This is a genomic window from Reinekea sp., from assembly GCF_046710285.1.
In the GTDB taxonomy this organism is placed as follows: Bacteria; Pseudomonadota; Gammaproteobacteria; order Pseudomonadales; family Natronospirillaceae; genus Reinekea.
In genome coordinates this window covers 1-12,645 of sequence record NZ_JBKEGY010000043.1, presented here as the reverse complement: position 1 = coordinate 12,645, position 12,645 = coordinate 1, and the positions used below count along the sequence as shown (strand labels likewise).

Below are 12,645 nucleotides of genomic sequence, written 5' to 3'. Positions count from 1 at the left end.
TTATAGGGTTGTCTGTCGCCGCTATTATTTGCTCTCCAAAAGTTACAGTAACGACCATAATGAGCAAGTAATAGGGTAGATTTAATAGTGCAGCCACTAAAATAAGTTTATTAGTGCCACGCTGTAAACCCCAATTAAACGTAAAAATGGCTAAGCCACTTGAGTGAATTAGTGCAGGTAATAATGTTTTATAGGATATCTGCTTGGTCGTTCTTTCAGTTGAATAATATCGTCCTATCGCATAATTCACCGCTGAACCTGCCGTTGTGGCTATGACCATTGCTAGGCTGAGTAACAGGACATCATTTGTGCTTGGGCTTGACAAAATCACTAATATTGCCGCTATATACTGACCTGGAAAATACAAACTGATTATAATAAGTGCTTCTAAAAATATACAAAAAACCACCAACCAAAACCACTGCTCGCCAACACTATTGCGCAATGATTCAAGCAAATCTAACCCACTAGGAATCCAACCTTGAGCGATGGCGAGTGTCATAACTGAAAAGATCAGCAATATAAATAAAGGTAAGCGGGTGTATTTCATAAAAATTTCTCTTTGAAGTTAGTTTTTATACGCAAAAACTTGAAATTCGGATGAAATAAAAGCAAAAAAACAATGAACTTTACATATAGTAAATTAAGCGTCTAGTCAATAGAGAAAGCACAGGCACTAAGTTATGATGTTTTTTGTTAGTGCAGTTCATTTACACACAAAGGGAAGATCAAGTTTCTGGAGGAGTTTAGAATGAGTCGCAAATTCCATAGTTTACCTACTTTATTAGCTCAACTTGAGCTGCCCAGCGACGAAGTTCCTATGAATTGCTTTATTAAAAAAATCAAATTTTAGATAACATTCGTTTAGAAGAAGCCAAGTTTTTGATTACGTTAACCTAATAGCTTTATGCTATCGACTACATAGGGTTTATTTACTTACCCTACTTGATTTTTAAAGATAGTATCGCTAAAGTTAATATTAGAAATATCTAATCTATATGAAGCAGTGCATTGATTATGAAGTTCAATGCAATCTAGTTAATCACAAAAGGAATACAATTATGTCTATTAGAATTGATGATATCGCACCAGATTTCACTGTTGATTCAACTGCAGGTGAATTAAGTCTTCATGATTGGATTGGCGAAGGCTATGCCATTCTATTCTCACACCCAAAAGATTTTACTCCTGTTTGTACAACTGAGTTCGGAGCAGTTTCGCAATTAGTGCCTGAGTTTAAGAAGCGCAACACCAAAGTAATGGGTGTATCCGTTGACAGTGTAGAAGAGCACGTTAAATGGAAGAACGATATTGAAGCATTTTCTGGCGCACCAGCAGATTTCCCAATTATTGACGATACGTCTTTAAAGGTTTCTAAATTGTATGACATGCTGCCGGCTGGAGCTTATCTTCCAGATGACCGCACCCCAGCAAACAGCGCAACAGTCAGAACCGTATTTATTATTGGTCCGGATAAGAAAGTTCGCCTAACCATGTCTTACCCAATGTCGGTTGGACGTAACTTTGCTGAAATCTTAAGAGCGCTAGATGCCATTCAGATTACAGATGGTGCACCAATTGCGACACCAGCAGATTGGGTTCCAGGGCAAGATGTTATTGTTGCGTTAGGCTTAAACGACGATCAAGCTAAAGAGAAGTTTGGTGAAATTGATATCAAACTACCATACTTGCGTTATGCAAAGGCTCCTTAATAAAGCGAGCTTAACAGCAGAATAAACAGGCAGCCTTAGGGCTGCTTTTTTATGGGCCAACTATTAATAAAACTATTTTTCCCAAGCACAACCCGTCTTACCCGCCTAAAAACCTGCATATTTACTGACCAACTCTGCTGTTTTTACTCCAAATAACGAACGCTTACAATATATTCGTACACTAAATATTAAAGTAACAAATATCCATTAAAGCATCTATATACGTGGCTATTGGTGATTTTTAAAGATTAGATAACTAAGAAAAAAACACTAATTTCAATAGTTCTCTATCATTTAACCTTGTGATGTCTATACAAAACTCGTTATCATTTATTTTATATTGAACGATCAATTAATAATAATTATCGACTTGTAGAGGATCTATGAATGCCCAAAGTGGGAATGAAGCCACTGCGTCAAAGCCAACTTATTGATGCGACATTACTGTCTGTTGAGCAGTTTGGATTTAGTGGCACGACAATAAGCTCGATTGCAAAGATAGCTGGTGTCTCTACAGGCATAATTAATCATTACTTTGGCGGCAAGCAGGGGCTTTTAGAAGCAACCGTTCGTTTTCTATTGCAATCGCTTCATGATGAATTAATGAAAGAACTGCATCAGCTAAAAGCTGATGACCCTGTTGGTCGTTTAGAAGCCATTGTAAAAGCCAACTTCGCTCAAATTCAAACGTCAGATAAAAGCGCTAAGACCTGGTTAGCTTTTTGGTCGCAAGCGCTACACGACAAACAGTTTGCAGCATTACAACAAGTAAACGAACGCCGCCTATTGTCGAACTTACGTTATTCGTTCCGTCAAATATTGCCTTCAGAGCAAGTTGATCAAGCCGCACAGTCAACGGCGGCTCTAATTGATGGCCTGTGGCTAAGAAGAGCATTGAGCGCAAACCCAATTTCTGTTGAGGATTCGGCAAACTATTGTATGGCCTTTATTCACAGCATCGTCAAGCAACATCAGTCATCTAACAGTCAATCTAACGAAGAGACTGAGAAGGAAGTTATATGAGCAAGCCAATTTATCAATCATTTATCGATGGGTGCTATGTTGCCAGTGATAGCAAAGAATATTTCGATGTTATAAACCCAGCCACTGGCGAACTGGCCTATCAGGTCGAACAAGCTAGCCAGCGTTTAGTAGATGAAGCTGTTGCCTCTGCAGCACGAGGCTTTGCGCAATGGTCAGCAATGGCTGGCATGGAGCGTTCGCGAATTTTATTAAAAGCAGTCGCTCTGTTACGTGAGCACAATGATGAACTGGCTGCTATCGAAGTGGTGGACACAGGTAAGCCATGGCAAGAAGCAAGTGTTGTTGATGTTGTCACAGGAGCAGATTCCATTGAGTTTTTTGCTGGACTAGCACCATCAATTGAAGGTAACCAGCAAGATTTAGGCGGTGACTTCTATTACACGCGCCGTGAACCTCTGGGTGTTTGTGCCGGTATCGGTGCTTGGAACTACCCATTACAAATTGCTTGTTGGAAAGCAGCGCCTGCGTTAGCTGCCGGAAACGCCATGGTATTCAAGCCCTCTGAAGAAACCCCACTAGGTGCCTTGAAGTTGGCCGAAATTTTCTACGAAGCAGGTTTACCTGCCGGTGTCTTTAACGTTGTACAAGGTGATCATAGAGTAGGGGAGGCGTTAACGCATCACCCCGATATTGCCAAAGTATCGTTTACCGGTGAAGTGGGAACAGGTAAAAAAGTGATGGCAGCCGCAGCCACCAGTTTAAAAGACGTTACGATGGAATTGGGTGGTAAATCACCGTTGATCGTTTTCGATGACGCCAACATTGATGAGGCGGTATCTGCTGCCATGCTGGGTAACTTTTACACCCAAGGTGAAATTTGCACCAATGGTACCCGAGTGTTTGTTCACAAAGCCATTAAAGAAGAGTTTTTGAAACGCTTATTAGAGCGCACTGCAAACAATATCGTTATTGGCGACCCAATGAACCCGGACGTTAACTTCGGTGCATTGATTTCTAAAAAGCATCAATCGCTAGTAATGAGCTATATCGAAAAAGGTAAAGCTGAAGGCGCTACTTTAATGTGCGGTGGAACTACTTTAACACCTAGCGATGCGCCTAATGGTTACTTTGTCGCGCCAACTATTTTTTCAGATTGTGAAGACAATATGACCATCGTCCAGGAAGAGATTTTTGGTCCGGTGATGTCTGTTTTAACCTTTAGTGATGAAGCCGAAGTAGTTAAACGCGCAAATAATACAAAGCTTGGACTTGCTGCAGGTATATTCACCCAGAACATCCAACGAGCACATCGAGTCATTCATCAAATACAGGCCGGTATCTGTTGGATCAATGCCTATGGTAACAGTCCAGCGGAAATGCCTGTGGGTGGCTATAAGCAATCGGGAATCGGTAGAGAAAACGGTATGTCGACTTTACACCACTACACCCAGCAAAAAGCGGTGTATGTGGGAATGAATTCAATTGACAGCCCATACTAAGGCGGCAGGAATATAATGAGTAAACAATACGACTATATTATTGTGGGTGCTGGCTCTGCTGGCTGCGTTTTAGCAAATAGACTCACTGAAGATGCGAACAATCGGGTGTTATTGGTGGAGATCGGTGGCAGTGATAAAAGCATCTTTATTCAAATGCCAACTGCGTTGTCTATTCCGATGAATACAAAAAAGTATGCATGGCAGTTTGAAACAGAAGCAGAACCCTTTTTAGATAACCGAAAAATGCATTGTCCACGCGGTAAAGTGCTTGGTGGTTCGTCATCTATAAATGGCATGGTTTATGTGCGTGGACACGCCAAAGATTTTGATGAATGGGCAGAGCAGGGCGCCCATGATTGGGATTACCAACATTGCTTACCTTATTTTAAAAAGGCAGAAAGCTGGAGTTTTGGTGGCGATGACTATCGAGGAGATCGCGGTCCATTAGGTGTGAACAACGGTAATGAAATGAAAAACCCACTTTACTCTGCTTTTATCAAAGCAGGTGAAGAGGCTGGGTATGAATTCACAAGTGATTACAATGGCGCGCAGCAAGAAGGTTTTGGTGCAATGCACATGACCGTAAAAAACGGTCGCCGTTGGTCTACTGCAAATGCTTATTTACGTCCGGCAATGCAAAGAGATAACCTAGATGTTATTACGCATGCTTTAGTACATCGAGTCGACTTAGAAGCTAACAAAGCAACCGGAATTCGCTATGAGCACAAAGGTAAAATCAAAACGAGTCATGCCAACAAAGAAGTCATTCTAAGTGCTGGATCGATTGGTTCACCGCACTTGTTGCAGTTGTCAGGCATTGGCAATGCAGAACACCTAAAGCAAGCTGGTATCGAACTTAAACATGAACTTCCTGGTGTTGGAGAGAATCTACAGGATCATTTGGAGTTCTATTTCCAATTCAAATGTAAGCAGTCTATTACCTTAAATGGAAAGTTGGATTGGTTTAACAAAGGGCTTATAGGTGCTCAGTGGTTCTTCACTAAAACTGGCTTAGGCGCCACAAACCATTTTGAAAGTTGTGGTTTCATTCGTTCAAAAGAAGGCGTTGAATGGCCCGACTTACAATACCATTTCTTACCAGCTGCAATGCGTTACGACGGTCAAGCTGCTTTTGATGGCCATGGCTTCCAAGTGCATATCGGTCATAACAAACCTAAGAGCCGTGGCTTCGTGCGCGTAAAATCGGCTAACCCACACGATGCACCTTTAATACAGTTTAATTATTTAGAGAATGAAATTGATCGAGAGGGCTTCCGAGATTGCGTACGTAAAACTCGTGAAATAATAGCTCAACCGGCTTTCGATGAATATCGCGACGGTGAAATTCAACCTGGCGAGCATATCCAATCGGATGAAGAAATTGATGCCTTTGTTCGTAGCAATGTCGAAAGTGCTTATCATCCATCTTGTTCGTGCAAAATGGGCACAGATGTAATGGCGGTCGTTGATCCTCAAGCCAGAGTACATGGTATTGATGGGCTGCGTGTTGTTGACTCATCAATTTTTCCGACTATTCCAAACGGAAACCTGAATGCGCCGACAATTATGGTTGCAGAACGAGTAGCTGATCTAATCTTATTTGGCCAAGCTGCGCCGGCCGTTAACGTAGACGTTAAAATGGATACGCAATGGCAAACACGACAACGTCTAGGTAGCGCTATTAATAAAATTTAATAGCGCCAAAAGTTTAAGGCAGTACTTGGATACAACCAAAGCACTGCCTTTCAATCAGCTTATTGAAATGAATGCAATTTCTGCAATATTTTCAATAAGTTGGAAAAATGAAAACTAAAAAGATAGGAAACACAATGAGAGTAAAGATGATTCTACCCATGCTTGTTGCGACTGCTGCACTAACAGCGCAAGCAGATCAGTGTGAAACAGTTCGGTTTTCTGACGTAGGTTGGACCGATATTACAGCAACCACAGCAATTGCCTCTACCGTATTAGAGGGTATGGGCTATGAGACGGACACGCAGTTGTTGTCTGTACCCGTGACGTATAAATCTATCGAAAACGGTGATATCGATGTTTTCTTAGGTAACTGGATGCCAACCATGGAAGGCGATATAAAGCCATACCGTGAAGCAGGTACAGTTGAAACTATCCATACCAACTTAACGGGTGCAAAGTATACTTTGGCGGTTCCTAAGTATGTATTTGATGCGGGCGTTAAAGACTTTTCAGATCTTGTTAAGTTCGCTGAAAAGTTTGACAGCAAAATATTTGGTATTGAGCCAGGCAACGATGGCAACCGTCTGATTCAAGACATGATTGATCAAAATGCTTTTGGTTTAAAAGGCTTCGAAGTTGTTGAATCTAGCGAAGCTGGCATGTTGTCGCAAGTTAAGCGCGCAACTAAGCGTGATAACTGGGTTGTTTTCCTAGGCTGGGAGCCGCACCCAATGAACGCAAACTTCGAGCTTGCTTATTTGAGCGGTGGTGATGATTTCTTCGGTCCTGATTTTGGCGGCGCTAGTGTTCACACAAACGTTCGTAAAGGCTACACAGAAGAGTGCGCTAACGTTGGAACGTTACTAACAAACCTAACCTTTACCCTTGCAGCTGAAAACGAAGTAATGGCTGGCATTTTAAATGATGGTAAAAAGCCAGAAGCTGCCGCGATGGATTGGTTGAAGGCTAATCCAGCTGTATTAGAAACCTGGCTAGAAGGTGTTTCTACAATAGAAGGTAAGCCAGCTTTACCAGCAGTAAAAGCGCATTTAAAAATATAGCTTTGAATAGTTAGACTTCTTAATCCGGGTTGGTAAAGACAAATCCGGATTTTTTAATAAATGGAATAAGACACTGTTAATATGAGTTTTATAACTGAAAATAAACTACCTATCGGTAAGTGGGCTGAACGCTCAATGGATGGGTTGATCGACTTCAGCGGTTCGTTTTTTGATGCTGTTTCAAATATTTTAGATACCATGATTGAAGGCCTAGTTGATGGTTTATCAATGCTGCCTCCTTGGCTATTTATTGGCATTGTTGCTGGTTTAGTGTTTTGGCGACAGCGCAATAAAGGCGTAACTGCGTTCTTTGTATTATCTCTACTTCTTATTTGGAATTTAGGATATTGGGAAGAGTCTATTGAGACGTTTTCCCTTATTATTTATGCCACGGGCTCATGTGTGCTTATTGGCGTGCCTATTGGCATAGCCGCCGCTCACAGGCCTTGGTTATATCGTTTTCTACGTCCACTACTGGACTTAATGCAAACAATACCTCCTTTTGTATATTTAATACCCGCATTAACTCTATTTGGTTTAGGTGTTGTGCCTGGTCTTATATCGACCATTGTTTTCGCCATTGCTGCACCTATACGCCTAACCTATTTAGGTATTTCAGAAGTACCTAAAGAGCTATTAGAAGCAGGGCGGGCGTTTGGCTGCACAAACAGAAGTTTACTTCTTAAAGTTGAGATCCCTGCGGCTATTTCTAGTATTCGTGCCGGTATCACTCAGTGCATTATGCTCAGTTTATCAATGGTTGTTATTTCAGCCTTGGTTGGAGCTGATGGCTTAGGTAAGCCCGTTGTACGTGCATTGAATACAGTTGATATTGCAACTGGCTTTGAAGCTGGACTAGCGATTGTATTGGTAGCCATCATGTTAGACCGTGTTTTTAAAACCAAATAAACGACAGGACATAAGTAATGATTGAATTTAAAAATGTTGATGTTGTCTTTGGTAAACAACCAGAGCGCGCATTTCCGCTTTTGGATAACGGCGATTCGCTACAAGATATCCAAGATCAAACAAACTTAACGGCCGCGGTCAGAAATGCGAGTCTAAAAGTAGGCAAGGGTGAAATTTGCGTGCTTATGGGTCTTTCTGGCTCTGGTAAATCTAGCCTATTGCGAACCGCTAATGGGTTGAATCCATTGGCACGAGGCCAAGTATTTCTTGAAACAGAACAAGGCGTTCAAAATTTTCACGATTTAACAGAAGATGAACGCCGACAAGCCAGAATGAACTTGATTACCATGGTGTTTCAAAAGTTTGCATTAATGCCTTGGTTAACCGTTGCAGAAAACGTTGCATTTGGCTTGGAACAAAAGGGCTTAGATAAAGCCACAGTTCGAGCCAAGGCTCTAGAGCAATTAGAACTCGTTGGCCTAGCAGAATGGGCGGACAGTAAACCAAACCAATTGTCTGGTGGAATGCAACAACGTGTAGGTTTAGCCCGTGCTTTTGCAATGGAAACCGATATCATTTTGATGGATGAGCCTTTTTCTGCATTAGACCCGCTCATTCGTACCCAGTTACAAGATGAACTGTTACGGTTGCAAAAAAAGCTAAACAAAACAGTATTGTTTGTTAGCCATGACTTAGATGAAGCATTAAAGCTAGGCAACCACATAGCAATCATGAAAGACGGTGAAATAGTCCAACATGACACTCCTGAAAATATCGTCATGAAACCAGCGACAGATTATGTTCGCGAATTCGTAGCGCATATCAACCCTGTTGATGTTGTAAACGCTCATGCATTGATGCGATCACTTGATGAAATAAAACAAGTTAATGGCGACTATTGTTTAAGCATGCGAGATGACTGCTGGCTTTCATCCGAGCAAAACCTACAAGATAGTTATATGCGCTATGGCGATTCAAAAGTCCCATTATCTTTATGGAATACTGAAGAAAGCCGAAACACGGACGATGTAGGAAAATCTCGTGCATTGGTGGTGCCACTAGATACCACAATGCAAACCGTTATGGCGCTTCGATATCAATCTGGTCACGGTGTATTGGTTCAAGATAACGGTAAATTGATTGGCCACATAGGCGATCGAGAGATTTATCACGCCATGTTAGGCAAACTTATTGGAGACGATTAAGCGATATTAATTAGGTTGTAAGGCAACTGTATGGGAAGAGCCCTCAATTATTGGGCCTTCCAATGAGCGGGGCTATTTTCTAAGTCCTTGTTATCAAAGACATTAGGATGATAATCCGCAGCAGACAATCTTTAACTAATGGTTGAATATCATTAAAATGGGTTAGGTGCATATAGTGATATATTGGATAATGAATCAGTCTGCATATATCATAAGCACTGATAATTGTATGAGCAAAGCTATTTATGATGTTTGCATCGGGTGTATTAAGCTATTGCATTTTATCCTCTTATGGTAGTTAACTTTTTCTTTTCTAAGGTACATGGCAAAGTTTATGTCATTTTATATTAATCGAAAACCAAATACCTTTATAAAATGCGCCATTATCCTATGGCTTCCAATTTTCATGTCTTCTTGTGATAGTGTGGGTCAGATAAATTTGACTGATGTCCAATGTATAGGACATAGAGGCAATGTTGTTGATGATAATTTTCAAAATACGATGGACTCATTTTTGTCCGCTTTTAACATTGGCGCAGATGGTATTGAGTTAGATATTTTTCATACAAAAGATGATGTAGCAATGGTTTTCCATGATAAGGCGTTATCAAACAATGCGAAATCAAAGCCTGGTATGAATTGCCCAATTGATAAAGGGATAGCTGATTTTAATTTTAAAGATCTCTCTACAAACTGTATGCTTAAAAACGGAGATGATATTCCTTCGTTAGAAGACGTATTGTTACAATTTTTTGAAACAGATTTTACAATTTATATTGAGTTTAAGGATAGACCCAAACAAAAAACGATAAACTTAATCTATCAAATTTATAATGATGATCTCTCTCGGATTAAAGGCACTGTTTTTATGAAGGATTTTCTAACGGATCCTTTTTCTAAGGTTTATAGTCCAAAATTTGAGTTGCTAATAGCTAACTCATTTTATGTTCAAGGATTAGAACATGGTTTTTCAGGGGTGGATGTTTCTTCAATTAGCAATGATAATGTTCAACGGCTCCAGTACTTCAATAAAAAAATTGGACTCTACGGTGTCAATACAAGGAAAGACTTAATACAAGCATTTAATCTACGTGTTAATTATATTACGACAGATTCACTTGAGTCATGTGTGAGTGTAAAGCAGGAGTTACTATTATAAAAAAATTTCTGTTTTTACTTTTAGTGTCAAGTTCGATCTATGCAAATGAGCCAGCCTCAAAATTAGATTCGGATCACGTCAGAGTAATTATAGGTACCTCTCTGGCCGATAGAATAGAGATTGGCCTAAACTATGTTTCGACCGATGAAAATAAGAATTCGACTCTTTATTTAACGGGCTCGACAAGCTTCTATAAAAATATATTGAGCATTCCTTCTACGATAGAGGTAGAGCTAGGCTATACACTAAAGCCTATAGACTGGTTGTCCGCCGGAATTGCAGTTAAAAAGGTATCCTATCTTAACCAGCCCCAGCCCGGAATTTCAATTAACATAAAGCCTGAATTGGGTAAAAGTAATCGATACTGGTTATTTATAAAAGGTCAAAAATATTATTCATTAGTTGATAATGGAGGATTCGGAGAATATACAACTGACAACTATAATATTAAGCTAGGAATTGAGTTTAAACTATTAAGATAACTGTAAAGTATGCCTATCTAAAAGTTTCCGGAACTCACAGGTGAATTAAGCAAGCCAGATTATTATCTACAGGCTCATGATGGCTTATAATCTAGCTAATAATTCAACATTAAAAAATATCATCCAAATATTATATTTTACGATTTCGGCCGCTCTCAGCGCGCTTCTTATTTTCAGACTGAACATAAACCGTATCTGTCGTTGCCATACTTGAGTGACCTAAATCATCAGATAAATCTTTCATGTCTCGGCCACGCTCAATTTCCATACTAGCTCCAGTGTGCCTTAACCAATGCGTTGATGATTCTTTAAGCTGCTGTGAATCTTCGACACCTTTTTCTTTAACCATTTTGTCATAAGCTTTATCAAATAATTCTTGCACCAAACGCGTGAGTTGCCGTGATGTGGGGCTGCCTGGACCTCGTAATTTGAAAATGATAGGCGAGGGTTCGCTAGGTGAGGGCAGTGCAGGTAGACTCTGGCTTAATCGGTAGCGCCGTAGGTAATCTAGGTAGTTATTCGGTACAGAAACATCTCGTATTTTGCGCCCTTTTCCATATATTTTGAGCCACCAGTTACCATCATGGTCTTTCCAGAAATCACCCATGGTTGGGCTCCATTCATCACGGTCTGACAACTCAGAAATTCTTAGAAAGAGAGCTTTTAGCGTGATTATTAGAAATAAACTGCGCTCATAAAATACATCGTTATCAGCCAAATCTATGGCTGTTGTCAGCACAAATTCCCATTGATCCTCACTGAGGCGCTTAATTTTCCTAACTTGAGCGTCTTTAATGAAGTAACGGCAGTCCTTTTTAGCCAAGGGTACAGGGTTACCAATAAGGTATTCTTCATCAATTAAATGCTTATAAAATGCATTGTTGGCCGTAAACAGTGACGCCAACGATTGCTGCGATGGTCGATATTTAGATTTATCGGGTTTTATAACCGAAGCTTTAGGTGTTGAAACCTTATAAGGCATCCATTTCTCATTAACGAGAAATCGGCCCTCAGATAAAACAAATCGATCATAATTGTTAAATGCCATCCAATGCTTAGGCGGACTCCAGAAAAAATCGATGTATTCCAAGATGTCAGATTTTCTTAGTGACGCCAAAGGTTCCTGTTTCACAAGAAAACACCACAACAGCAGCTTTTCTATTTCACTGCGAAATCTAGTGAAGGTGTTTTTAGACTTGTTGCGGTTAATGTACGCCAAAAAATCAAAAGCTTGCTGCCAATCTTCAAGTTTCCAAGGTTCATTGAGCGCAGGCTTAATATTCGGATAATCACGCAGATCAAAGCTAGAGAAGTCATCTTGCTTAGGAAACAACGGCGTTGGGTTATCGATTTTCATGACATTTTATCTGTTTAGTTAACATAAGGTGTATTCTATATGGGCTAATACTATATGTCGAGTACTGAACAGTATCGGAAGCAATAAAGAGGTTATCTTAAATGCGCAACTGCGATTACTGCTTAATTATTTATTCATTAACCCAGAACACCTTTCTCTCTAAGCTCCTGAAGTATTTTATCTGATACCTGAAGACTCTCTTTTAAAACAGATTTGGTATCTGCACCTAAAGATGGGCTGGCTTGGTCGTAAGTAATGGGAGATTCACTGAACCTTATTGGGTTGGCAACTGATGGTACTGTGCCGAGTGTTGGGTGTTTTAATGATAATTTCAGGCCTCTATGCTGGACTTGATCATCTTCAAACACTTGCTCTAGATTATTTATTGGCCCACAAGGTACGGCAACCTTTTCTAAGGCTTCTAACCACCATTTGCGTGTTTTGGTTTTGAGTACTTTTTGAATCATAGGGATAAGCATTTTGCGGTTGGCAACACGCGATTGGTTGGTTGCAAAGCGTTCGTCTTCGCATAAGTGTTGGCAACCTCCAACATCACAAAAACGTTTAAATTGAGCGTCATTA

The 12,645-nt window shown here is 40.3% G+C and carries 11 protein-coding genes; 8 read left to right on the top strand and 3 right to left on the bottom strand.

The features are described 5' to 3' along the window. Positions 1-550: hypothetical protein (locus ACI882_RS17695; protein ID WP_411748582.1), on the bottom strand; the 550-nt coding region annotated here is incomplete at its 3' end. 511 nt (positions 551-1,061) lie between these two features. On the opposite strand from ACI882_RS17695, the gene ACI882_RS17690 reads away from it, so the two are divergent. The 8 genes from ACI882_RS17690 (at position 1,062) to ACI882_RS17655 (ending at position 10,224) form a co-directional block, all read left to right on the top strand. Beyond that, entirely contained in the window at positions 1,062-1,712 is a 651-nt protein-coding gene (locus ACI882_RS17690) for a peroxiredoxin (protein ID WP_411748581.1), read from the top strand. 387 nt (positions 1,713-2,099) lie between these two features. Continuing rightward, positions 2,100-2,735 (top strand): transcriptional regulator BetI, encoded by a 636-nt coding sequence (gene betI / locus ACI882_RS17685; RefSeq protein ID WP_411745560.1) that lies wholly within the window; start codon positions 2,100-2,102, stop codon positions 2,733-2,735. Next, complete coding sequence (gene betB / locus ACI882_RS17680) at positions 2,732-4,195, top strand: betaine-aldehyde dehydrogenase (protein ID WP_411745561.1); 1,464 nt, start codon at positions 2,732-2,734, stop codon at positions 4,193-4,195. The genes betI and betB overlap by 4 nt, the downstream gene beginning before the upstream one ends. A gap of 15 nt (positions 4,196-4,210) precedes the next feature. Next, positions 4,211-5,890, top strand: a complete 1,680-nt coding sequence (gene betA, locus ACI882_RS17675) for a choline dehydrogenase (protein WP_411745562.1) — start codon at positions 4,211-4,213, stop codon at positions 5,888-5,890. A gap of 146 nt (positions 5,891-6,036) precedes the next feature. Next, positions 6,037-6,951, top strand: coding sequence for a choline ABC transporter substrate-binding protein (locus ACI882_RS17670; protein WP_411745565.1), 915 nt, complete (start codon positions 6,037-6,039; stop codon positions 6,949-6,951). Positions 6,952-7,032: 81 nt separating this feature from the next. Further along, positions 7,033-7,860 (top strand): choline ABC transporter permease subunit, encoded by an 828-nt coding sequence (gene choW / locus ACI882_RS17665; protein WP_411745563.1) that lies wholly within the window; start codon positions 7,033-7,035, stop codon positions 7,858-7,860. Between the two features lie 17 nt (positions 7,861-7,877). After that, the gene (gene choV, locus ACI882_RS17660) at positions 7,878-9,065 is read left to right on the top strand and encodes a choline ABC transporter ATP-binding protein (protein WP_411745564.1); all 1,188 of its coding nucleotides are present in this window, start codon (positions 7,878-7,880) and stop codon (positions 9,063-9,065) included. Between the two features lie 334 nt (positions 9,066-9,399). Further along, positions 9,400-10,224 (top strand): glycerophosphodiester phosphodiesterase, encoded by an 825-nt coding sequence (locus ACI882_RS17655; protein WP_411748580.1) that lies wholly within the window; start codon positions 9,400-9,402, stop codon positions 10,222-10,224. Between the two features lie 612 nt (positions 10,225-10,836). Here ACI882_RS17655 and ACI882_RS17650 read toward each other — a convergent pair. Together ACI882_RS17650 and ACI882_RS17645 are read right to left on the bottom strand one after the other, a co-directional pair. Next, positions 10,837-12,063 carry a tyrosine-type recombinase/integrase gene (locus ACI882_RS17650; protein ID WP_411748579.1) on the bottom strand — a complete coding sequence of 409 codons (1,227 nt, stop codon included), beginning with the start codon at positions 12,061-12,063 and terminating at the stop codon, positions 10,837-10,839. A 137-nt stretch (positions 12,064-12,200) separates the two neighbouring features. After that, positions 12,201-12,645, bottom strand: a 445-nt coding sequence (locus ACI882_RS17645; protein ID WP_411748578.1) for a CoA transferase, incomplete at its 5' end; no start/stop codon positions are given.

What these genes read in the sequence shown, in the direction of transcription:
- betB (WP_411745561.1), top strand. Translation starts at nt 2,732, where the DNA reads ATGAGCAAGCCAATTTATCAATCATTTATCGATGGGTGCTATGTTGCC.
- ACI882_RS17690 (WP_411748581.1), top strand. Translation starts at nt 1,062, where the DNA reads ATGTCTATTAGAATTGATGATATCGCACCAGATTTCACTGTTGATTCA.
- ACI882_RS17655 (WP_411748580.1), top strand. Translation starts at nt 9,400, where the DNA reads ATGTCATTTTATATTAATCGAAAACCAAATACCTTTATAAAATGCGCC.
- ACI882_RS17670 (WP_411745565.1), top strand. Translation starts at nt 6,037, where the DNA reads ATGATTCTACCCATGCTTGTTGCGACTGCTGCACTAACAGCGCAAGCA.
- choV (WP_411745564.1), top strand. Translation starts at nt 7,878, where the DNA reads ATGATTGAATTTAAAAATGTTGATGTTGTCTTTGGTAAACAACCAGAG.
- betI (WP_411745560.1), top strand. Translation starts at nt 2,100, where the DNA reads ATGCCCAAAGTGGGAATGAAGCCACTGCGTCAAAGCCAACTTATTGAT.
- ACI882_RS17650 (WP_411748579.1), bottom strand. Translation starts at nt 12,063, where the DNA reads ATGAAAATCGATAACCCAACGCCGTTGTTTCCTAAGCAAGATGACTTC.
- choW (WP_411745563.1), top strand. Translation starts at nt 7,033, where the DNA reads ATGAGTTTTATAACTGAAAATAAACTACCTATCGGTAAGTGGGCTGAA.
- betA (WP_411745562.1), top strand. Translation starts at nt 4,211, where the DNA reads ATGAGTAAACAATACGACTATATTATTGTGGGTGCTGGCTCTGCTGGC.